The following is a 20,819-nucleotide window of genomic DNA, read 5'->3' on the forward strand; positions in this document are numbered from 1 at the left end:
TCGAAGGCTCTGCTGCCACTGAGCTCGCATGGCTGCTCATCGCCCATCTGAGGCTCCTAATTCGCCGCCTGGCCAGACCTTGAAGACGTCTTACGCTTTTTTGAGTCAGGCTCTCAGGATGAGGTCTTAGACCCTCATGGTGAGGAGCGCGGCAAGGCCGCGCGTCTCGAATCATGAGGCCAGGGACCTCGAAACATCACACGTCACCTTCGCTCCTCCCGCACATGCGGCTGGCCCAGTGCGCCGGGCTCCTGTGTGATGCCGGAATCCTTGGTGCCGACCCAGATCATGACGGCGATGGTCGCCAGATATGGCGTCATCAGCATCAGATATTGCGGCACGCGGATGCCGGCCGCGGCGATCTGGGGGATCAGTGCCTCGATGCAGCCGAACAGCAGCGCGCCGGCGAGCGCGGGCCACGGCGCCCAGCGCGCGAACACGACCAGCGCCACCGCGATCCAGCCGCGGCCGCCGGTCATCCCCGTCACCCATAACTTGACGCTGACGACGGAGATGTAGCCGCCGGCCAGGCCGATCAGCGAGGAGCCGGCGACGATCGCGAAGATGCGATGCAAGGTGACGCTGACGCCGGCGGCATCCGCTGCGCCCGGATTCTCGCCGACCGAGCGGATGCGCAGGCCCAGCATGGTGCGGAACAGCAGGAAATTGACGGCAAAGAAGATCAGGATGGTGAGATAGACGATCGGGTCCTGCTGGAAGAAGATCCGCCCGATGCCGGGGATTTCCGATAGCGGCCAGATCTTCAGCGGCGCCAGCCCCGTCAATTGCTTGTTCTGCCATTTCGCGAGCGTGCCGATGAGACCGGTAAGACCCTGGCAGAAAAACACAACCGATAGCCCCGCGATCACCTGGTTGATGCGCAGCACCACCACGAGCACCGCAAACAGCAGCGAGACCATGCTCGCCGCCACCATCGCGGCGACCAGCGCCACGGCCGGATAGCCGCCGAGCATGAGGCAGGTGCCCGCGCCCGCGAGTGCGCCGACCAGCATCAGCCCTTCCGCGGTGAGGTTCAGCACGCCGGAACGCTCGGCGATGATCAGGCCGAGCGCGGCGAGCGCGTAGGGTACGGCGGTGACGGGAGTGTTGGCCAGCCAGTTGATCAGGAAATCGATCACCACATTTCCCTCAACGTATCCACCTGATGCGGTGACGGATCAGGAATTCCGACGAGGCGACCGCGATGACGATGATCGCTTCGATCATCTGCACCATGGTGAAGGGGATCTGGTAGAACACCTGCAGCGTCTGGCCGGTGATGAAGAGCACCGCGATCAGGAAGCCGACGATCGCGACCACGATCGGGTCATTCCGTGAAAGGAACGCGATCAGCACGCCGGAAAACACGTAGCCATTGGCGAAGGATTGCGTCAGCCGGCCCTCCTGGCTTGCGACATTGACGAAGCCGGCGAGGCCCGAGCAAGCGCCGGAGATCGCGATGATCCAGATCGTCGCCGCCTGCACGGGAACGCCAACGACCTTCGCCATTTTTGGATTGGCGCTGATGAAGCGGGTGTAGAAGCCGATCCGGCTGAGATGGATCAGCCAGCCCGCCGCGAGCACGCCCGCGAGCGCAATCAGCAAGCCGCTGTTCACGCCATAGCCGATATCGGCCAGCCGCTCGAAGGGGCGGAACGGCGTCGATTGCGGAAACGCCGTCTTGGAGTCCTGCCAAGCGCCGTACAGCAGATGGAACAGGAAATACATCGCGACATAGTTCAAGAGCAATGTCGCGATGATCTCGTTGACCCGGAAGCGCAGCTTCAGAAACACCACGAGCAGCACCCACAGACCGCCGCCAAGTGCCGCGGCCATTCCCATCAGCAGCAGCCGCGTCGCCGGCGGACCGATATCGTAGATCGATATCGCAGCGGCGAAGATGCCGCCGAAGATCATCTGGCCCTCGATGCCGAGATTCCAGAAGCCGATGCGGAAGGCAAGGCTTGCTCCCAGGCCGACCAGGATCAGCGGCGCGGCCTGGATCAGCACGCCGCGCAGGTTCTCCGCCGTGAGCACGCCCGCGAGCTCGCTGACGAGTGTCAACGGCGGGATGCCGGCGACCGCGAGGATCGCGACTGAAATCGCAAGGCCCAGGATCAGCGACGATCCGACGAACACCGCCTGCTTCCACGGCGGCAGGTTCTGGCGCACGTCGAGCGTAAGGCGGCCGAAGCCGCGCGGCGTAGCTGGGGCGGGCGGCGTCAATGGTTCGGCTCGGCGCAGGATGTCATGCATGGTCGACCATAGCACGGCCGATTGCCTGGCGGTCCGCAGGGCGTTCGAATTCGGCAACGATCGCGCCGCGGGTCATGACGCCGATGCGATCGGAGAGGCTCAGGATCTCGTCGAGATCCTCGCTGATCAGGACGATGGCCGCGCCGCGCTCGCGCGCCGCGATCAGGCGCTGATGCACGGCGGCGCAGGCGCGGGCATCGAGCCCGCGGCTCGGGCTGTGCGCGACCACGACCTCCGGCTCGCGGCTGAACTCGCGGGCGATGACGAGCTTCTGCGCATTGCCGCCGGACAAGAGCGAAGCCTTCTGCTTGACGCTGCGCACGCCCTGCACGTCGTATTCCTTCACCGCGGCGATGGCGTCGCGGCGCATCGCTGCGCGATCGAGCCTGACAATGCTGCCGTAGCGGCCGGAGCGGATTTGCGCCACCGCGAGATTGTCTTGTATCGGCAGACTGCCGGCGAGCGCATAGGCGTAGCGGTCGGCGGGGATCGCGGCGATCGCCGCCTCGCGTCGCTTGGCCTGGCCGGCATGGCTGATGTCGCCGGCGCCATCGACCCAGATCTCGCCGGTCGAAGGTTCGATCGCGCCGATCAGCGCTTCCGCGAGCTCGGCCTGGCCGTTGCCGCTGACGCCGGCAATGCCATAGATCTCGCCGGCGCGGACATAGAAGCTGGTGTTGTTGAGCATGGTGCGGCCGTCGCCGCGCGTATAGGTGAGGGCGCCGACATTGAGCCGGGTCTCGCCGCCCTGGTGCGGCGTACGCTCCGGCAGCGCCGAGGTCTGGCCGACCGTGAGCTCGGTCAATTCCTCCGCGGTCGAATGGCGTGGATCGAGAGTGGCGACCGTCTTGCCGCCGCGCATGATGGTGACGACATCGGCGTAGCGCTTCACGTCCTGCAGCTTGTGGGTCACCAGCACCACCGCGGTGCCGGATCGCGCCAGCCGCTGCACGATCTCGAGCAGGCCGATCGCTTCGGCATCGGTCAGCACCGCGGTCGGCTCGTCGAGGATCAGGATCTTCGCGCCGCCAACGAGCACCTTGACGATCTCGGCCTGCTGTTGCTCGGCCACCGTCATGGTGTCGATGCGGCGATTGGGATCGATGGAGAATTTCAGCGCATCGACCTGCTTCTTGATGGCGTCGCGGATATCGCGCAGGCCGGACGCGAAATGCGGTTGCGGATTGGCGAGCAGCACGTTCTCGGCAACGGTGAAAGGCCTTACCAGCTTGAAGTGTTGGTGCACCATGCCGATCCCGTGGGAACGGGCCGAGGCCGGCCCGTTCAGGGAGATCGGTGCACCATTGATGGAGATCGAGCCGGCATCCGGCGCGTAGAGGCCGGCGGCGACGTTCATCAGCGATGATTTACCGGCGCCGTTCTCGCCGAGCAGGGCATGGACCTCGCCGGAGCGGCTCTCGAAGGACGCGCCATCGAGAGCCAGAGCCCCGTCAAAGGATTTCCTGATCCCGGCAAGTTGCAGGGCCGCATTCATCAGAAGCTACGCTCGCCTATTTCTGGGTAATGACACCAGGAACGAACCAGTCCATCTTCCAGAAGCCGGCATCGTCGAGCGACTTGCCCTCGGCGACGCGGACGGTGCCGGCGGTGTCCTTGATCGGACCGGCGAAGATCTGCTTGCCCGCGATGATCGCGTCGCGCTCGGCCATCACCTTGTCAACGACCTCCTTCGGCACCACGCTGTTGCAGCAGGCGATGTCGGTGCCGCCGTCCTTGATGCCGGGGAAGGCGCCGTAGGGATTGGGCTCCCAATTGCCCGCTGCAACCTTCTTCAGCTCGGGCGCCAGGAACTTGTCCCAGGTCCAGGCCGACGAGCAGAGCGTCGCCTTCGGCGCGAACTCGCGCAGGTCGCGGTGATGGCCGGTGCCGTAGATGCCGCGCTCCTGCGCCACGATCTGCGGAGTGGGGGTGTCGACATGCTGGCCGATCACGTCGATGCCCTGGTCGGCCATCGCCTGCGCGGCGGCGCGCTCCTTCACCGGATCGTTCCAGGCGCCGGTGAAGACCACGGTCACGGTGGCCTTCGGGTTCATCTTCTGCGCGCCTAATTCATAGGCATTGATGGTCCAGTTCACCGGGCCGATCGGATGCGCCGCGACGAATCCGAGCTTGCCGGACTTCGACATCGCCCCCGCGATCATGCCGCAGAGGTACTGGCTCTCATAGGTGCGGCCGTAGAAGGATTCGAGGTTCGCTCCATTGGTGGTGCCCGAGGCGTTCAGGAATGCGACCTTCGGATATTTGTTCGACAGCTCCTTGAACGTATCGGAATAGCCGAACGCGGTGCCGATGATCACATTATAGCCGCGCTGGATGAAGCGCTCCGCCGCAGGCGTGATTTGCCCTGCAACCTCAGGCACATTTTCCACGAACGGAATCTGCATGTCGACCGCCTTCTCGATCTTCGGGCGGGCTTCGTCGAAGGCTTGCGTCCAGCCGCCATCGGTCTTGTCGGCAAAGTAAAGGAACGCGATCTTCGGCGGCGCCGAGAGTGTGAACCCGGCGGCATAGGCGACTGCCGCGCCACCTGTCAGGGCGGCAGCAAGAACAGGAATTGTAGTCCAGCGCATCACGCAAATCCTCTCGATGTGCGAAAATTTGTCGACCGTTCATGACGGGTTCCGAAAAAATCTTCGCATTGTTGGAAAAAATAGCACGCCAATTGTTTAGTCACCGTCGAGCCAATCGATGGGCAGTCCTCCCTGCATCCTCTTCGTCGCACGACCGCTTGCGGTTGTGCGCGGGAACGAGCGAAGCGAGCTTGCGCTCGGCTCGCACGTTCCACTGTGTTGCCCGGCGGCATCCAGTCGCGCGCAAGGCGCAACCGAAAATCGGTGTGTGATTGATGTTGGCGCGTGGCGCGCGGGTTTGCGCCAGCGCTTCGGCGCGGCTTGAATATTGCTTGCCGAGCGTCGATGCTGTGATCGATGCGTGCATTGGCGCAGAACAGCGAACCGCTTCGGGGAGATGAGATGAAGGCTTATGTGTATGGTGCGAAGCGCGAGCTGCCGCATGGGTTCGAGGATTTCACGCAAGCCTCGCGAACTGCGATCATCTCCGTCGACATGCACCAGGGACATCTTGCCGACACACCGGATTGTCCCTGTCCCGCGCCGCGCGCGCGAGACATTGTCGCGCCGATCGATCAGTTCCACGCTGCGGCACGCGCGATCGGCGTGCCGGTGATCCACGTCAAGTCGGTGCTGCGCAAGGGCGGGGTCGATGACATCGCCGGCATTCCCTCGGCGTGGCGACGCACCTTTCCGCTCCATGTCGGCGCGATCCCGAATTCCGATGCGCATGCAATCGAAGGCTCGCGCTGGACCGAATTCGTCACCCATGTCGAGCCGCAGGACCTCATCGTCGCCGGCAAGAAGCGGCTGTCGCCGTTTTTCGCCACCGATCTCGATTTCCTGCTGCGGCAGATGACTGTGCGCACCGTGGTGCTCGACGGCGGCATGACCGATTGCTGCATCCTCAACGCGGCGTTCGATGCCAGCAATCTCAGTTATCGCGTGGTCGTGCTGCGCGACCTCGTGCGCGGCACCAATGAGGAGATGGAAGACGCGGCGCTGAAGATGGTGTCGCTGCATCTCGGCGTCGTGACCGACGCCGCCGACCTGCTTGCGGAGTGGCGAAGCCGCTGAGCTCAAAGCGGGTGACGCATCAGGGTAAAGAGGAGCGCGATCGCCGGCCGCTCCGCGCTTTTGCCCCATCGCCTTGGTCCAACCCATGCAGACTCACCGTCCCGAACAGTAGACACCGCAATGAGGTCATGTTAATCAGACTAAACAATATTGAGCAAGGTTGAAATGTGAAGGCTGCAGCGTTCGACTATCTCAGGCCGGCCGATCTCGGCGAAGCGCTCGCGCTGCTCGCGACACACAAGGACGATTGCAAGATCCTGGCCGGCGGGCAGAGCCTGGTTCCGGCGATGAATTTCCGCCTGGCGCGGCCAGCTATTCTCGTCGATATCAACGATCTCAACGAATTGGATTACCTGCGCGCGGACGCCGATCACCTGAAAATCGGCGCGCTGACGCGGCACGCTGCGTTCCATCGGCCGGTGGTCGAGGGGCCGCTCGGCACGCTCCTGGCAAAGGTCGTGCGCTACATCGCGCACTATCCGATCCGCCAGCGCGGCACCTTTGCGGGAAGCCTGTCGCACGCCGATCCCGCCTCCGAATGGTGTCTCGTCGCCGCGACCCTGCGCGCCGAGATGCTCGCGAAGAGCGTGCGCGGCGAGCGGGTGATTGCGGCGGGTGATTTCTTCCACGGCACCTTCACGACCGCGCTCGAGCCCGACGAAGTCCTGGCCGAGATCCGCCTGCCGGCGATGGCGCCGGATTGGCGCGTCGGCTTCTACGAGTTCTCGCGGCGCGCGGGTGACTTCGCGCTCGGCATGGCGGTGGCGGCGGCCAGGGTTGAAGAGGGCACGATCCGCGAAGCGCGGTTGGGCGTTGGCGGTGTCGCCGATCGCGCGATCCGCCTTGGGACGCTGGAAGATCAGCTTGTCGGCAAGCCCGCGTCGTCGGCCCTCATCGACGGCATCGCGCGCGAGGCGCGCGGCATGATCGAGCCGAACGGAGACATCCATGCCTCGCCCGAATATCGGCGGGACTTGATCGCGACGTCCGTCAAGCGCGCACTGACCGAGGCGCTGGCATGAACTGGATCGGCCGACGGCTGCCACGGCTGGAAGATCCGGCGCTGCTGAAAGGCGGCGGCAGCTATGTGGCCGATCACGCGGGCAAGGCTGCGGCCGTCTGCTTCGTGCGCAGCCCGGTCGCGCGCGGGACGATCGTTAGTATCGAGATGCCATCAGATGGAACGGTGTTCACCGGGCGAGACCTCGCCGATGTGAAACCGATCCGCCCCATCCTGCATCGGCCCGACTATGTCGCGATTGGCCAGCCGGTGCTGCCGGTCGATCGCGTCAGTTTCTGTGGTCAGGCAGTCGCGGTCGTCGTCGCCGATGATGCAGCGCTTGCCGAAGACCTCGCCGAGCAGGTGTTCGTCGACATCGATGTCGCGGATGCCATCGTCGATTTCGACACGGCGCTGGCTCCGGATGCCGCGCCGGTTCACCCCGAAGCCACGTCGAACGTGGTGGTCGAAGGCCGGATGAAGACGCAGGGGCTCGACCAGGCCTTTGCGGAAGCCGCCGAGATCGTCGCGCTGGACGTGCGCTCGCATCGCCAGTCGGCCGCTCCAATGGAGAACCGCGGTGGGCTCGCCGAATATGACGCCGCCTCGGGGCGCGTCACGCTCACAGCCTCGGTGCAGATGCCGCATATGCTGCGCACCGGCATCGCCGACACCCTTGGCATCCCGGAGTCCGAACTACGCGTGATCGCGCCCGACGTCGGCGGCGGTTTCGGGCAGAAGATGTCGCTGTTTCCCGAATATGTCGTGCTGGTGTGGCTGGCGCGAAAGCTGAAGCGGAGCGTCGCCTGGATCGAGGATCGCCGCGAAAACCTGCTCGCATCCGCGCACGGCCGCGATCAGGCGTTCAGCCTGCGCGGCGCCTTTGCCAGGGACGGCCGGCTGCTTGGGCTGGAGGCGGATCTGCGTTCCAACATCGGCGCATTCTCCTGCTATCCCGTGACCTGCGGCGTCGAGCCGCTGATGGCGTTCGCCGAGCTGCCGGGTCCGTATGATTTCGCCGAATATGGCGTCCGCTCGCGCGGGGTGACGACCAATACCTGCATGATGGCGCCGTATCGCGGCGTGTCGCGGCCGACGCTGACCTTCTCCATGGAACGGATGATGGATGTCGCGGCGAAACGGCTCGGCATCGACGCCGCCGAAATCCGCCGCCGTAATCTGATCAAGGCGTTTCCGCATCGCTCGCCGACCGGCCTTGTCTATGACGAGGGCAGCTATCTGCAGGCCATGGAAGTCGCGATCGAAGCTGCAGGCCTGCCGGCGTTCCGGGCCCGGCAAGAGGCGATGCGCGAGCGTGGGCGCTATCTCGGCGTTGGCCTTTCCGTGTTCAGCGAGCGCACCGGCTACGGCACGCCGGCCTATGCCGCGCGCGGCATGGAGATCGTGCCGGGCTATGAGATCGTCGACTGCACCATGGACCCATCGGGCGACGTCGTGCTGCGCATCGGCTCCTCGCCGCATGGTCAGGGCCTGAAGACCAGCCTCGCGCAACTGGTGTCCGATGAACTCGGCGTCGAGCCGCAGCGCATCCGGATCATCTCGGGCGATACCGATGCGACGCCCTATGGCTGGGGTACCTTCGCCAGCCGCTCGATGGTGATCGCCGGCGGCTCCTCGAAGCTCGCGGCGGGAAAGGTCGCGGGGAAACTCAAGACGATCGCCGCGACCTTGATGGAAACATCGCCTGATGATATCGAGTTGAAGGACGGCTGGGCGCGGGTGAGCCATTCCAACCAGGCCATGGAGATCGGTACGCTGGCGCGTGCCGCCTACCACCAGAGCCACCGCTTCAAGGGGCTGCTGCCCGGACTGCACGAGAACGCGGTCTACGATCCCGGCGGCACCTTCTCCAATGCCAGTCATATCGCGTTCGTCGAGGTCGACATCGAGACCGGCGGCGTGCGCGTCGAACGCTTTCTCGTCGCCGAGGACGCCGGTGTCCTGATCAATCCGATGATCGTCGACGGCCAGATCACCGGCGGCGTCGCGCAGGGCATCGCCAATGCGCTGTTCGAGGAGATCGTCTACGACGACACCGGCAATCTCCTGACCGCGTCCTTTGCCGACTATCTGCCGCCGACTGCTGCGGAGATTCCGGAAATCGAGATCATGCACATGGAAACGGTGTCGGCCGAGAGCGTGACCAAGGCGAAGGGCGTTGGTGAGGGCGGGGCGATCGGCGCGCCGGCAGCCGTCGTCAATGCCATCTGCGATGCACTGTCGCCGTTCGGGATCGAGCTGTTCGAACTGCCTGCAACCCCGCAGCGCATCCGCGAGGCGCTGCGCCGGGCCGGAGGTGCGAGTTATGCCTGACAAGCGCGACGTCACCCTTGCCGTGAACGGCAAGACCTATGCAGTCTCGGTCGAGCCGCGACGGAGCCTCGCCGACGTGCTGCGCGATGATTGCGGGCTGACCGGTACGCATCTCGGCTGCGAGCACGGCGTCTGCGGCGCCTGCACCGTGCTGGTGAACGAGAAGCCGGTCCGCGCCTGCCTGATGTTCGGCGTGCAGGCCGAGGGCAAGACGGTGCGCACCGTCGAGGGCCTGGCCGACGGCGACACGCTGCATCCGCTGCAGCAGGCGTTCTGGGAAAATCACGGATTGCAATGCGGCTTCTGCACGCCCGGCTTCCTGATGCTCGCCGCCGGCGCATTGCAGGAGAACCCCGACATGACCGACGACGACATCAAGGATGTGCTGTCGTCCAATCTTTGCCGCTGCACCGGCTATCAGAACATCGTCAAGGCGGTGCGGCTGGCCGCGCGCGAGATGCGGGCGAGAGCGCGAATATGAGTTTTGTCGGCCGCTCGCTCCGGCGGATCGAGGACCGTCCGCTGCTGATGGGCCAGGGCGCGTTCGCCGCCGACTGCAACTGGTCCGGCCAGCTTCATATGCGCGTGGTGCGTTCGCCGGTCGCTTTCGGCCGCATTCTCTCTATCGAGACCGAGGAGGCAGCCGCGCTCGAAGGCGTCGTCGCGATCTGGACCATTGCCGATTTCGACGATCTGCCGCCGATCGATTTCCGCCAGATGGGGCTTGAGCGGCTCGCGCCCTATCGGCAATTCGTGCTGGCGCGTGACTACGTGCGCTATGTCGGCGAGCCCGTGGCCATTGTCGTTGCCGTCGATCCCTATGTCGCCGAGGACGCCGCCGATCTTGTGTTCTGCGATATCGAGGAACTGGCGCCGCAACTCGATGCGACCGCCGAGCCGGTGGCGTTCATGCCCGATGTTCACCCCGGATTGATGTCCGAGCCGGCGGTGATCCGCCGCGGCTATGGCGATCTCGATGCGGCCTTTGCCCGCGCGCACAAAGTCGTCGCGCTGGAGGTGAAGATCGGGCGCCACACCGGCGTGCCGATGGAGACCCGCGGCGGGTTGTGCGTCTACGACACAGACAAGGATACGCTGACACTCTACGGCGCCGCCAAGGTCCCGCACTATAACCGCGACGCCATCAGCAGGATGCTGCGGCTTGCGCCGGGACGGCTCGAGCTCAGCGAAGGTCATGTCGGCGGCGGCTTCGGCATTCGCGGCGAACTCTATCCGGAGGACGTGCTGGTCTGTGCCGCGGCATTGCGGCTGAAGCGGCCGGTGAAATGGATCGAGGATCGAAGGGAGCATCTGCTCGCGGCCAACCACTCGCGCGACCAGGTCTATCGGCTCAAGGCTGCCGTCGACTCGAGCGGATTCATCCTTGGCCTGCAGGCGGATTTCTTCACCGACCAGGGCGCCTATGTGCGGACCCACGGCACCACGGTCACCGATCTCTCGGCTGGTCTGCTGCCGGGCCCTTACGTCATTCCCGCCTATGGCGTCGCGGGCCATATCCGGCTGACCAACAAGACGCCGGCGGGCACCTATCGCGCGCCGGGCCGCTACGAATCGACGTTCGCGCGCGAGCGGCTGATTGATCAGGTCGCCGCCGAACTCGGCCTGTCACCGGTCGAGGTGCGCCGCGTGAACCTGATCGGCGAGACCGCGATGCCGTTCGATCGCGGCTTCGAGACGCTCGGGACCAAAGTCGTGTACGACTCCGGGAAATACGCCGACCTGCTCGAACGTGTGCTGGCGCATCTCGACCATGACCGGCTGCAGGCGCAGCTCGCGGAACGTCGGAGTCGCGGCGAGCTGGTCGGGCTGGGTCTTGGCTATTTCGTCGAGAAGAGCGGCCTCGGCCCGCAGGACCTGGTGCGGATGCGGCTCGACGCGCGGGGCGAGATCGAGATCGTCACCGGCGTCGCCTCGGTCGGGCAGGGCGTCGAGACGGCGCTGGCGCAGATCTGCGCCGAGACGCTGCAGGTGCCGATCGAGCGCATCCGCGTGATCCATGGCCAGACCGACCGGATCGAGATCGGCTTCGGCGCCTTTGCCTCGCGCGTCACCGTCATGGCGGGCTCGGCCGTGAAGATCGCCGCCGAGGCGCTGCGCGCCAGTGCGCTGGAGGTGGCGGCAAAGCTCCTGCAGACGACGCCGGAGGCGCTGCATCTCGCGAACGGCATGATCGAGACCGTGAACGGCAGCGCCTCGCTCGCGCTCGCCGATGTCGCCGCGCATCTCGAGGAGACGGGTGGCTTGACCGGAGAGGGGCGTTTCGCCTCCTCGCACATGACATACCCCTACGGCATCCACGCCGCGCAGGTTCGCGTCGATCCCGCAACCTGCGCCGTCACCATCGAGCGCTACGTGGTCGCCTACGATGTCGGTCGCGCCGTCAATCCGATGCTGATCGAGGGGCAGATCGTGGGCGGCGTGGCGCAGGGCGTCGGCGGCGCGTTCCTGGAGGAGTTCGTCTATGACGAGAACGGCCAGCCGCTCGCGGCAAGCTTTGCCGATTACCTGATGCCGACCTGCCACGAGGTGCCGGAGGTCGAGGTGATCCTGCGCGAGGATGCGCCGTCGCCGCTCAATCCGCTCGGCGTCAAGGGCGCAGGCGAGGGCGGCATCAATGCAGCCGGCGCGGCGCTGGCGGGTGCGATCGACGCCGCCATCCAGAAGCCCGGCGCGGTCACGCAACTCCCGATCACGCCAGGCCGCCTGCACGCCATCTTGCGCGCGCGGCTGCGATAAGCGGTGTGTCAATCGCGGTCGAGGTTGAACCAGAGCGTGCGGACCTTGGTCTTGCCGTGGTTCCAGAGCTTGTGCCTGCGGCGAGAGCTGTAGGCGATGAGATCGCCCTGTCGCAGGACGTGCTTGATGCCATCGACCTCGACGGTCAATTCGCCCTGCAGCACGAAGCCATATTCGAACCCGTCATGGGTGATCGGATGCTCGGCGCTGCCGGTATGCGGGGCATATTCGTTGACGGCGACCGAGACGCCGCGGCTGCGGTCTTCGCGCATCAGCCGCCGCACGACATGCTGCGCGGTCTCGACGACGCGCGCCTCGGACGCGCGCACCACGATCTTCTCCTCGGCGAGGCTGCCGCTGACGAGCAGATCTGACATCGTGACGCCGAGCGCGCTCGCGATCACGATCAGCGAGCCGATCGAGGGCGAGGCGCGTCCGCGCTCCACCAGGCTGAGCATGGACGTGCTGAGGCCGGAGACGTCGGCGAGCTCCTGCAGCGTCAGTTCGCGCGCCTGCCGCAATTCGCGGATGCGCAGGCCGATGGCCGCGAGCGTGGTCGCGGTGGTCTCGGCGATTTCCTCCGACAAGTGGGGAAGATCGATGTTCGCCCCGGTCTCGGATTGGCTCATGTCATGACGCTCCCGGCGCCGTTCGTCCTGGTCTTCGCAAAGAAGACGTTGCGCGTTGTACGATTTTGAATATACTAAAAATACTTTAGTTGTGATCAAAAATCAGGCGGTCATGGCCAATCCCTCGTTTTCCCAGGTTCGAGTCATCGACAGCGCCGCCGGATGTCCAGAAATACCGATCGTGGAGGGCGAGGGCAACGCGAAGGTTGTGCTGTCGCCGCACAATGGCGCAGCGTTCCGCAGCCTTCAGCTCGTGTCGCTGCAGCAGAATGCGCGAACCGTCGACCTCAGCCATCCGTCCGACTGCGTGTACTACGTGATCGCGGGCGAAGGCGCGATCATCGACGCGGCCGGTGGCGCGCGCCATGAGGTCGCCGAAGGGCACATGGTCCATATCGATGCCGGCGATCGCTATCGCATCGAAGCGGGTGCAGCCGGCATCAGGGTGATCGGCGGGCCGTGCCCGGCCGATGCCAGCCTCTATTCAAGCCTCACAGCGAGCTAAACCATGGCCATTCGCCTGTTTCATCGCGACCATCCGACGCTGCGGCTGCCGCTGATCTCCAAGGACGCACGCTTCGTGATCTGGCCCGGGGTCGGCGCCTGGCAGGCGAACCTCAACTATGTCTGCCTCGAGCCCGGCGAGGCCAACGTTCCGCACATCCACACCCAGTCGGAGGACACCATCTTCATCCTCGAAGGCGAAGGGACGATCCACGACTACACCAACAACATCTCGCTGCCGTTCCACGCCGGCTGCGTCGTGCACGTGCCCGTCGGCGTCAAGCATGCGGTTGCGGCCGATCGTGGCAGCCATATCGTCAGTGTCGGCGGTCCCTGTCCGGCTGACGTTCCGCTGCTGAAAAAGGTCGGCGCGCTGCCGGCGGATGCGGCGCCGCCATCAACGTAAGCGGTTTCGTGTTCCGGCGAGAATATTACATCGTGACCTTCAGCGACGAGTGTCGCTCCGCGTGGCAATGGGAAATCAGGCGCAGAGGCGCGCCGATGGGTGTCAGGCTGGTCGGAGATCAGTATTCGTCCCAGAGGGCGGCCGAGGAGGCCGGAAAGCATGCCCTTGCGGAGTTTCTTCTCGCGGTCGCCTCCGAGCAGACGCGCGGCTGAGATGAGCGAGGCGGACGAACTTCGGTTCGCATCCAACCGATCTATTCGCCGCCGCTTGGGGCTTCCGTCAGCGGAAAGGCCGTGCCCGGAAGATAGAGCGTGATCGGCCGGATCTCGTACACTGCCGTTGGATTGACCCGGCGCAGGTCGCGCGCGGCTTCGATCGCGGCGTCCTCGCTGGCGCAGTCGACGACGTAAAGGCCGAGCAGTTGCTCCTTGGTCTCGGCAAAGGGGCCGTCGATCACGACGCCTGCCCCCGGACCGCGCAGGGTGCGGGCCTTCCCGGTCTCGCCGAGCCGCGCCGCCGGCCCGAGGCGGCCTTCTTTCGTCAGGCGGTCATGCACCTTGTGCAGATCGACCATCAACGCGGCATCCTCCTCCGGAGTCCAGGACATGACTTCCGTTTCGACGTGATAAGCGAGGATGGCGTAGAGCATCGGGACCTCTCGTTATTGATGGCTCGGCAAAGGACGTTTGGGGCAGGCCGAATCCGACAAATTGCCACGATTCTGGCCCCGGAATGACGGTGACCAGCAAGAGGCCGCGGGCTGTTGGAGCGGGTGAAGGGAATCGAACCCTCGTATTCAGCTTGGAAGGCTGCTGCTCTACCATTGAGCTACACCCGCGCGCCAGCGATCCCACTATCATGCCGGGAGGGCGGCCTCAACCGCTCCTCGGCCGTTACGAACAGCCGGGTTCCAACCGATTCGCCTTCCGGCCCTTAACAGGGGCGGATCGGTTGCCTATATTGGTCGTTCCATCAACAATGAAAGGAGGTGATCCAGTGTCTTATCTCAAGCGCTGTCACCTCGCTGGGATCGCCCGCTAAGCAGTCCAAAGCTTGGCATCGGGGCGTTCTCAGCCCTGGACCAGCGAGAACGAGAGTTGGACGCGGCGGGAGCGATTCCGCCGCGTCTTTATTATCGGGCCGGCCCAGGGGTCGAATTGCTCGGAGGCCTGAGCCCCGGCGTCGTCAAACCGCAATATTGCATGAACACTCATTGAGACTGTCGGCTGGAATGCACGCTGACACCTGAGATTACCGTCAACGAGCAGATCGTGGAGCTCCTGGAGGCCGACACCGCAGTCCTGATCCATCCCATGGTTGGACAGTGGTGATGCGTCCGCAGGCCAAGGCGGCAATTGGACCTGATCGCCTCGGATGCGCTGCAGGTGCTTCAGGCAGGGGATGGCTCCTGCCGTGGGCGACCTCAGGCTAGAGCATGATCCGGAAAAGTGGGACCGGTTTTCCGAAAAAGATCATGCTCAAACAAAGAGCTAGAGCGGGATGACGATTCGAAGAAAAGTCATCACGCTCTAGCTGAATCCTGTCATTGCGCTGCCGTCCCGGTGCCGTAGTTTGGTTGCCGGGCGGCTTGCATTTGGCCGACAGCCGCATCAGCTTCTCCGCGCGACGACATTTTAAGGTGGGTTGCCCCCGGTACGAAAAACAGGGTCCCTGCGCTGGCGGATAACCTGTGCCCCGACCGCAACTGCGGCTGGCGCATGACCACGCTGCTATCTTTTCAATCCTGACGACAGCGCCTCGCGCCCATCTCCAAATTCACCAAGCACGGTCGCGCCCTGCATCCGCAATCAGCAATCGCCGCTCCCGCCGGACAAAGCTGTGAGGATCCGGAACCCACGCGTCCACGACAGTAGCAGTCCAGAGTCTCGAACCAGTGGACACAAAATCATGGATTCTTTGTCTCGTCGTCAAATGCTGGCAGCGGCTGCTGCCGGAGGCCTTCTCACGACAACAGCTATCGGACAGGCGCAGGCCGCGGAAGCAGTCCCGCAGCCCCAGCGGCCAGGTCACGGCGGCACCGATCACGGCCCGCGGGATCTGACGCGCGACCGGCAAAACCCTGACATGCTCGTGCCGCCCTCGACCGATCACGGCAGTCTGCCGAACCTGCGCTTTTCGTTCTCCGATGCCCATATGCGATTGGAGGCCGGCGGCTGGACCCGCCAGGTGACCCGGCGCGAGCTCGGCGTTGCCACGGCCCTTGCCGGCGTCAACATGCGCCTGAATGCCGGCGGCGTGCGTGAGATGCATTGGCACAAGGCGTCCGAATGGGCCTACATGCTCTACGGCACGGCCCGCATCACGGCGGTCGATGCCAGCGGGCGTTACTTCGTCGACGATGTCGCTGCCGGCGACCTCTGGTTCTTCCCGTCCGGAGTCCCGCATTCCATCCAGGGTCTCGGCCCGGACGGTTGCGAGTTTCTGCTCGTCTTCGATGATGGCGATTTCGATGAAGACAATACCTTCATGATCGCCGATTGGTTCAAGCACACACCGACCGAGGTGCTCGGCAAGAATTTTGGGGTGCCGGCTTCGTTGTTCGAGCAGACTCCGGACGAAAGCCAGCGCTACATTTTCCCGGCTTCCATGCCGGGTCCGCTCAGCTCGGACAACATTCCGGGAGCAACGCCGGTGCAGCAGAGCTTCAGTTCTCGGCTGATGGCGCAGGATCCCATCAAGACCGCGGGCGGGTCGGTGCGGATCAGCGATTCCACCGTGTTCCCGGTCAACACAACCACCGCTGCAGCGCTGGTCGAGGTCAATCCTGGTGGATTGCGCGAGCTGCACTGGCATCCGAACGGCGATGAATGGCTCTATGTCATCGAGGGCCAGGCACGCATGGGCGTGTTTGCCGCTCAGGGCCAGGCGCGTACGTTCGATCTCCGAGCCGGCGATGTCGGCTACGTGCCGGTCGCGATGGGCCATTATCTCGAGAATACAGGCACAGGCCCGTTGCGCTTCCTCGAAACATTCAAGAGCGCGTACTTTGTCGACTTCTCCCTCGACACGTGGATGGCATTGACTTCACCGCAACTGGTGCGGTCGCATCTGAATCTGGATGGACAGGTGATGGACAGGCTGCGCAAGACCAAGGCGCCGGTGGTGCCGGACTAGAGCATTGTCAGGCCCTGTCTATCTTCAGCGTTCCGGCAATCCGAGTTCGAGCAGCGTCCTCGTGGTCTGCTTGGCCTCGGCGAGAAAAACCGGGCTGGCATTCTGCGTTGGCAGCCCGATGTTGAGTGCCGTCGAGCCGGGCCGCAACACCATGGCCTTTGCCATCGCCGTCTTGGCCTCGTCCGGCTGGCCCATGCGCTGATAGGCTACGGCCAGCAGCATATAGGGCCGCCCCGACGCCGGCGTGATCGCGATCGACCGCTGCAGCCAGGAGACCGCCTCCTCGTTGCGGCCCATGAGCAGGGTCGTCCATCCCGCGCCAAGCAGCCAAGTCCAGCGCGAGACCTCCGGCGTGTCGAAGCGATCCGCCTGCTTGAACGTTGCCAGCGCATCTTCGAAGCGTCCCAGTTGAAGCTGCGCCAGGCCGATGTGATAGAGAGCGAGCCCATTCCATGGATCGAAGCTCAACGCCCTCGCGCAGGCCACCAGACTTTCAATGAATTGGTTGGTCGCAGTCAGGAAGCGGCAATAGGCTTCCAGCACCGGAATGTAGCGTGGCGTGGCCTGTCGCGCGCGCTCCAGCAGCGATCCGGCGTTGCCTACCGCCGCCGCGTGCTCGGCCGGCTCGTACCAGGCCATCTGGATCCCGCGCAACTGAAGCGCGGCCAGCGCGACCTGCAACTCGATATTGTCGGGCTCGGCCGCGAGCGCTTTTTCCAGCATCGTCTGTGCCGTGGCAAAACGTTCGCGCGTCGTTCGATTGATCGAGGCCGTGGCTTGCTCGATCGCGACCTTGGCGTCGCCGGCCGCGGCTGGACCGGCGCCGGATTCCAGAAGCGCGTTGAGGCGCAACGCCAGTGCATGGCCTGCTCCTGCGGCCAGACGCGATTGCTGCAATTGCATGTCCGGCTCGGTCGCATCGACCGCAACCGTCGCGACGGACTGGACTTCGCCGGTGGCGGTCTGGATCATGCGCGCACGCAGGATCCACGACTGCGGGCCTTTCTGCAGCTCGCCATTCAGCACGAAGTCCGATTGGGCCGACGGTGCGGATGTGGGCGCCGTCGCCGCCGCGACTGGCCGCGGCGCGACCACGCGGATATTGTCGATCCTCGCCAGATCATCAGTCAGGCGGTCCGTTACACCCGCCGCGACGCCGGCGCCCGCGGGGTCGTTGCTCGCATCGACAATTGGTGTCACCACAATCGTTGGCGGCGATCGTCTGAACATGAAATCGGGCCGGAGGGTCGGAGCGGCCACTGCCAAGCCAAAGATCACGCAGGCGGCTGCTGCGGCAGCGACAGCCGCCGGCCTGCGCAGGCCGAAGAGTCGCCGCGGTTCTGCAACCTCGGTCGCGGGCGCGACGCTCGCACCTGGTTCGACGCTTGCTGCCGGCTCGGCAACTGCACGGGGTGATGGCTCGATCGACACCTCGGCTGCGAACAGGTAGCCGCGGCCGGATACGAGCTTGATCGTCTGCCGCCGATCATCGCCCAACACGGTGCGAATCTCGCGGATGCATTGGAACAGGCTGTCTTCGCCGACATGGACGTTCGGCCAGACCGCCTCCATCAGCTCTTCCTTGCTGACGACCCGGCCGGCATTGGCGACGAATAGCTGCAGCATCTCAAGCGGTTTCGGCCTGAGCCTGATCCCCTCGCCATCCGGACCGCGCAACTCGGCGCGCTCCGGATCGAGCTCAAATCCCGAAAAACGAAACACCCAGCCCCCGGGGTCCCCGAAACTGCTCCAACCGCCAAAACTGTCGGAAAATCCGTACTATGGCGGCTCATTCAGAAAATATCAGAAAAACTTCAGAACGCCACGGGCGCCGCATCAGGACGCCGGGCCGCCATCATGGGACGAATGCGCTTCCGTCTCTCCGACTTCGTGGGGCCACGAGCGGGCGGGGAGAGGCGGTGTTCATTCCTCTTGGACGATGAGACCCCTGTGCTCAGTTTTACCACCGACGACATCGACCCCGAGCATCGCTTCGATCATTGGCGCGAGGTGCGCGGAAAGAGCCTGTTCGGCGTCACGATCGAGCTGCCGACCGAGCGCCGCGCCGACTTTCGCGGGCAGTTTTCCGCGACCGATATTGGCGGCGCGATCATCTCGCGGATGCATGCTTCGTCCTATCGGGTCAGCCGAACCAGCGCCGACATCGCGCGGATGCCGGCCGACAGCCTGTGCATTGGTTGGCAAGCGCGCGGGGCCGGCTGGATGGATGTCGGCCGGGGCCGGGGGCATCGGGTGGCCGACGGGGACATCGTCATCAACCATTCCGACACGACTTTCGAGGCGACGCCGGAGCGGTCCGACGGATTCGACTTTCTGATACTGAAGATCCCGCTCAGCGGCGATATGCTGCTGGGCGCGCCCGCCCATGGCCTCTTCGCGGCGACGTTGTTGCGGAAGAGTCCTTTCTTCAGGGCACTCTCGGCGCTGTTTCATGCGTTGACGCATGAGCCGCGCGATATCATCGATCCCTCGGTGGAGATCACGCATATCGCAAGGCTCGCCATGCTGGCGCGCGGCCTTCTGTTGCCGGGCATGCCCGAATGTCGCGCGGCGCTGCGTTCGGGCTTTTACTATGCCGCGCGCGACATTCTCGCCCGCGATCTGCATCAGCCGGCCCTGTCGCCCGCGGCGGTCGCGCAAGAGCTTGGAATATCGCTGCGGCAGGTACATGTGCTGTTCGAGCCAACGGGGCTCTCATTCTCGCGCACGCTGTCTGCCCTGCGGGCGCGCAAGGCGGGCGAGCTGCTGGCAAAGGCGTCGTCGCGGCCGGTCGCGAATGTCGCCTATGCCTGCGGCTTCGACAGCCTTGCAACATTCTATCGCGCCTTCCGAAATCTCTACGGCCTGACGCCGCGCGACATGCGCGCCCGCGTGAACGGCGAGTGAGAGGCTGTGGCAGCTCGCTGCAATGGCGCAAAGTCACGCCGGCGCTTGCGCGTCAAATCGAGGGCGTACGCGCATTGAGAAGACAGTCCACCACGACTTCTGTAAACGCCCGCGGGCATTTTGGATTTTTTCGAATCACTCCGGAGAGCAATGGCCAAGCCGTTCAGAGGCTCTTTTGCTTGCCGACCATCTGGGTTTTCATCACCAAATTATTTCAACTTGCGGCAGGTATCGGAGATTTATCAATGGCGATCGACGCGGCTTGACTTCGCGCCGGCGCGGCCGAGGTCTTCGGCTGCAGCACCTAATCCTCCTACTTTGTCGATGGGGGCTTCAGGGGCCCATCGACCCCGCGTCGGGTGGTAGGAGGTTTCAGCGGATCGGACTCTTCGCGGCGTATGCTGGCAAGCTTGGCGTTGCTGTCTGGCTTCGCCGTGTCAGTGCCTGTCCTCGTCTGTGACGAGCGGGGCGAACTGTTAATCCGCGCCACGCCGTTCGGTTTTTCGAAAGTGACGAAAGTCATGTTCCGCCGACATATCGGCCGGCCCAGCGTCGGGCGCGTTGAGCGGACGCCAGGTTCGAAGAGCTCAGGAAACTCGCGCGATGGGGCAGGGCAGTCAATGGTACAGTCGGCATGATTGCCGGCAGCGCCTGTGGCGTGATCGTGTCGTCGATGGTTAACGATTTGATCATGGTGGTGGCCGTGTTTGTCCTGCTCCGTATATTCAGAAGAGCTGGCCGGACGTTGAGATCGCGCCGGGCTCGGCGCACTGCAAATTGATCGAAACAGGAGGCCAGTGTATCAAGCTGCCGAGGATTGATTGCAGGAAACGGAAATGGCGGCTGGGGATTTAGACGTTCTGATTCGGTCGATGGCAAAAAAGCAGGTCAAGGCTTTGACCGACGCCGCCAGGAAGCGGCACGGCCGTCTCATGGGATTGGCTGCCAAGGCCAAGGACAAGGAGACCAGGGAGCGCCATAAGCACCTTGCCAAGAACACGCTCGCCTCCGCTGCGGCGGCGGCGAGGCGGCTGCAGATCACCGCGGAGAACGCAGCCGACAGCTATGCGCGATCGATGAAGAAGGCTGCCGAAGAAAAGCCGCCGGCAAAGCCCGTCAAAAAGAAAAAGGGCTGATACAGGGCGCGCGACAAGGCCGGCTCGCGACTATGACGCGGGCCGTGTCCCGCCATTTCATCTGTAACCATTCTCCCGCTGTTCGAA

Annotated in this window: 17 protein-coding genes and 1 tRNA gene; 10 read left to right on the forward strand and 8 right to left on the reverse strand. The window is 64.5% G+C overall.

Annotated features, from left to right (window positions below):
• Nucleotides 1–203: 203 nt before the first annotated feature.
• From I6F35_RS37165 to I6F35_RS37180, 4 genes are read right to left on the reverse strand one after another with little or no spacing between them, the layout of a single operon-like run.
• Nucleotides 204–1,139: an ABC transporter permease gene (locus I6F35_RS37165; protein WP_225122594.1), complete on the reverse strand. Its 936-nt coding sequence runs from the start codon at nucleotides 1,137–1,139 to the stop codon at nucleotides 204–206.
• Nucleotides 1,140–1,149: 10 nt separating this feature from the next.
• Entirely contained in the window at nucleotides 1,150–2,313 is a 1,164-nt protein-coding gene (locus I6F35_RS37170) for an ABC transporter permease (RefSeq protein WP_225122595.1), read from the reverse strand.
• Nucleotides 2,249–3,751, reverse strand: coding sequence for an ABC transporter ATP-binding protein (locus tag I6F35_RS37175; RefSeq protein WP_225122596.1), 1,503 nt, complete (start codon nucleotides 3,749–3,751; stop codon nucleotides 2,249–2,251). Before I6F35_RS37175 ends, I6F35_RS37170 begins: the two co-directional genes overlap by 65 nt.
• Nucleotides 3,752–3,767: 16 nt before the next feature.
• Entirely contained in the window at nucleotides 3,768–4,847 is a 1,080-nt protein-coding gene (locus I6F35_RS37180; RefSeq protein WP_225122597.1) for a BMP family ABC transporter substrate-binding protein, read from the reverse strand.
• A gap of 402 nt (nucleotides 4,848–5,249) precedes the next feature.
• Between I6F35_RS37180 and I6F35_RS37185 the strand changes: the two genes are divergently transcribed.
• The 5 genes from I6F35_RS37185 to I6F35_RS37205 all read left to right on the forward strand — a co-directional run bounded on the left by I6F35_RS37185 (nucleotide 5,250) and on the right by I6F35_RS37205 (nucleotide 12,015).
• Nucleotides 5,250–5,924 carry an isochorismatase family cysteine hydrolase gene (locus I6F35_RS37185; RefSeq protein ID WP_225122598.1) on the forward strand — a complete coding sequence of 225 codons (675 nt, stop codon included), beginning with the start codon at nucleotides 5,250–5,252 and terminating at the stop codon, nucleotides 5,922–5,924.
• Between the two features lie 167 nt (nucleotides 5,925–6,091).
• Nucleotides 6,092–6,946: a xanthine dehydrogenase family protein subunit M gene (locus tag I6F35_RS40680; RefSeq protein WP_225122599.1), complete on the forward strand. Its 855-nt coding sequence runs from the start codon at nucleotides 6,092–6,094 to the stop codon at nucleotides 6,944–6,946.
• Nucleotides 6,943–9,258 (forward strand): xanthine dehydrogenase family protein molybdopterin-binding subunit, encoded by a 2,316-nt coding sequence (locus I6F35_RS37195; protein ID WP_225122600.1) that lies wholly within the window; start codon nucleotides 6,943–6,945, stop codon nucleotides 9,256–9,258. Before I6F35_RS40680 ends, I6F35_RS37195 begins: the two co-directional genes overlap by 4 nt.
• The gene (locus I6F35_RS37200) at nucleotides 9,251–9,739 is read left to right on the forward strand and encodes a (2Fe-2S)-binding protein (protein ID WP_225122601.1); all 489 of its coding nucleotides are present in this window, start codon (nucleotides 9,251–9,253) and stop codon (nucleotides 9,737–9,739) included. Before I6F35_RS37195 ends, I6F35_RS37200 begins: the two co-directional genes overlap by 8 nt.
• Nucleotides 9,736–12,015 (forward strand): xanthine dehydrogenase family protein molybdopterin-binding subunit, encoded by a 2,280-nt coding sequence (locus I6F35_RS37205; RefSeq protein ID WP_225122602.1) that lies wholly within the window; start codon nucleotides 9,736–9,738, stop codon nucleotides 12,013–12,015. The genes I6F35_RS37200 and I6F35_RS37205 overlap by 4 nt, the downstream gene beginning before the upstream one ends.
• An 8-nt stretch (nucleotides 12,016–12,023) precedes the next feature.
• Here the strand turns inward: I6F35_RS37205 and I6F35_RS37210 are convergent, their stop codons facing one another.
• The gene (locus I6F35_RS37210; protein WP_225122603.1) at nucleotides 12,024–12,644 is read right to left on the reverse strand and encodes a cupin domain-containing protein; all 621 of its coding nucleotides are present in this window, start codon (nucleotides 12,642–12,644) and stop codon (nucleotides 12,024–12,026) included.
• A gap of 55 nt (nucleotides 12,645–12,699) precedes the next feature.
• On the opposite strand from I6F35_RS37210, the gene I6F35_RS37215 reads away from it, so the two are divergent.
• Nucleotides 12,700–13,149, forward strand: a complete 450-nt coding sequence (locus I6F35_RS37215; protein ID WP_225122604.1) for a hypothetical protein — start codon at nucleotides 12,700–12,702, stop codon at nucleotides 13,147–13,149.
• Between the two features lie 3 nt (nucleotides 13,150–13,152).
• Nucleotides 13,153–13,554: a cupin domain-containing protein gene (locus tag I6F35_RS37220; protein WP_225122605.1), complete on the forward strand. Its 402-nt coding sequence runs from the start codon at nucleotides 13,153–13,155 to the stop codon at nucleotides 13,552–13,554.
• 253 nt (nucleotides 13,555–13,807) lie between these two features.
• Here I6F35_RS37220 and I6F35_RS37225 read toward each other — a convergent pair whose 3' ends face one another.
• Both I6F35_RS37225 and I6F35_RS37230 read right to left on the reverse strand, forming a co-directional pair.
• Nucleotides 13,808–14,203, reverse strand: coding sequence for a YciI family protein (locus I6F35_RS37225; protein WP_225122606.1), 396 nt, complete (start codon nucleotides 14,201–14,203; stop codon nucleotides 13,808–13,810).
• Nucleotides 14,204–14,318: 115 nt separating this feature from the next.
• Nucleotides 14,319–14,392: transfer RNA gene (locus I6F35_RS37230), tRNA-Gly, on the reverse strand.
• A 1,070-nt stretch (nucleotides 14,393–15,462) separates the two neighbouring features.
• On the opposite strand from I6F35_RS37230, the gene I6F35_RS37235 reads away from it, so the two are divergent.
• Complete coding sequence (locus I6F35_RS37235; protein ID WP_225122607.1) at nucleotides 15,463–16,689, forward strand: cupin domain-containing protein; 1,227 nt, start codon at nucleotides 15,463–15,465, stop codon at nucleotides 16,687–16,689.
• 24 nt (nucleotides 16,690–16,713) lie between these two features.
• On the opposite strand, the gene I6F35_RS37240 is transcribed toward I6F35_RS37235, so the two are convergent.
• The gene (locus I6F35_RS37240) at nucleotides 16,714–18,411 is read right to left on the reverse strand and encodes a winged helix-turn-helix domain-containing protein (protein WP_225122608.1); all 1,698 of its coding nucleotides are present in this window, start codon (nucleotides 18,409–18,411) and stop codon (nucleotides 16,714–16,716) included.
• Nucleotides 18,412–18,639: 228 nt separating this feature from the next.
• Here I6F35_RS37240 and I6F35_RS37245 point away from each other — a divergent pair, with 228 nt between their 5' ends.
• The gene (locus tag I6F35_RS37245; protein ID WP_225122609.1) at nucleotides 18,640–19,596 is read left to right on the forward strand and encodes an AraC family transcriptional regulator; all 957 of its coding nucleotides are present in this window, start codon (nucleotides 18,640–18,642) and stop codon (nucleotides 19,594–19,596) included.
• 872 nt (nucleotides 19,597–20,468) lie between these two features.
• Nucleotides 20,469–20,732, forward strand: a complete 264-nt coding sequence (locus tag I6F35_RS37250) for a hypothetical protein (RefSeq protein WP_225122610.1) — start codon at nucleotides 20,469–20,471, stop codon at nucleotides 20,730–20,732.
• Nucleotides 20,733–20,819: the final 87 nt, after the last annotated feature.

Source organism: Bradyrhizobium sp. BRP22, from assembly GCF_020194175.1.
Classification (GTDB): domain Bacteria; phylum Pseudomonadota; class Alphaproteobacteria; order Rhizobiales; family Xanthobacteraceae; genus Bradyrhizobium.

Bases quoted from the DNA above. Each gene is read 5' to 3' on its own strand.
- I6F35_RS37205 (WP_225122602.1), top strand. From the start codon at position 9,736: ATGAGTTTTGTCGGCCGCTCGCTCCGGCGGATCGAGGACCGTCCGCTG.
- I6F35_RS37235 (WP_225122607.1), top strand. From the start codon at position 15,463: ATGGATTCTTTGTCTCGTCGTCAAATGCTGGCAGCGGCTGCTGCCGGA.
- I6F35_RS37220 (WP_225122605.1), top strand. From the start codon at position 13,153: ATGGCCATTCGCCTGTTTCATCGCGACCATCCGACGCTGCGGCTGCCG.
- I6F35_RS37195 (WP_225122600.1), top strand. From the start codon at position 6,943: ATGAACTGGATCGGCCGACGGCTGCCACGGCTGGAAGATCCGGCGCTG.
- I6F35_RS37175 (WP_225122596.1), bottom strand. From the start codon at position 3,751: ATGAATGCGGCCCTGCAACTTGCCGGGATCAGGAAATCCTTTGACGGG.
- I6F35_RS37225 (WP_225122606.1), bottom strand. From the start codon at position 14,203: ATGCTCTACGCCATCCTCGCTTATCACGTCGAAACGGAAGTCATGTCC.
- I6F35_RS37210 (WP_225122603.1), bottom strand. From the start codon at position 12,644: ATGAGCCAATCCGAGACCGGGGCGAACATCGATCTTCCCCACTTGTCG.
- I6F35_RS37200 (WP_225122601.1), top strand. From the start codon at position 9,251: ATGCCTGACAAGCGCGACGTCACCCTTGCCGTGAACGGCAAGACCTAT.
- I6F35_RS37185 (WP_225122598.1), top strand. From the start codon at position 5,250: ATGAAGGCTTATGTGTATGGTGCGAAGCGCGAGCTGCCGCATGGGTTC.
- I6F35_RS37250 (WP_225122610.1), top strand. From the start codon at position 20,469: ATGGCAAAAAAGCAGGTCAAGGCTTTGACCGACGCCGCCAGGAAGCGG.
- I6F35_RS37180 (WP_225122597.1), bottom strand. From the start codon at position 4,847: ATGCGCTGGACTACAATTCCTGTTCTTGCTGCCGCCCTGACAGGTGGC.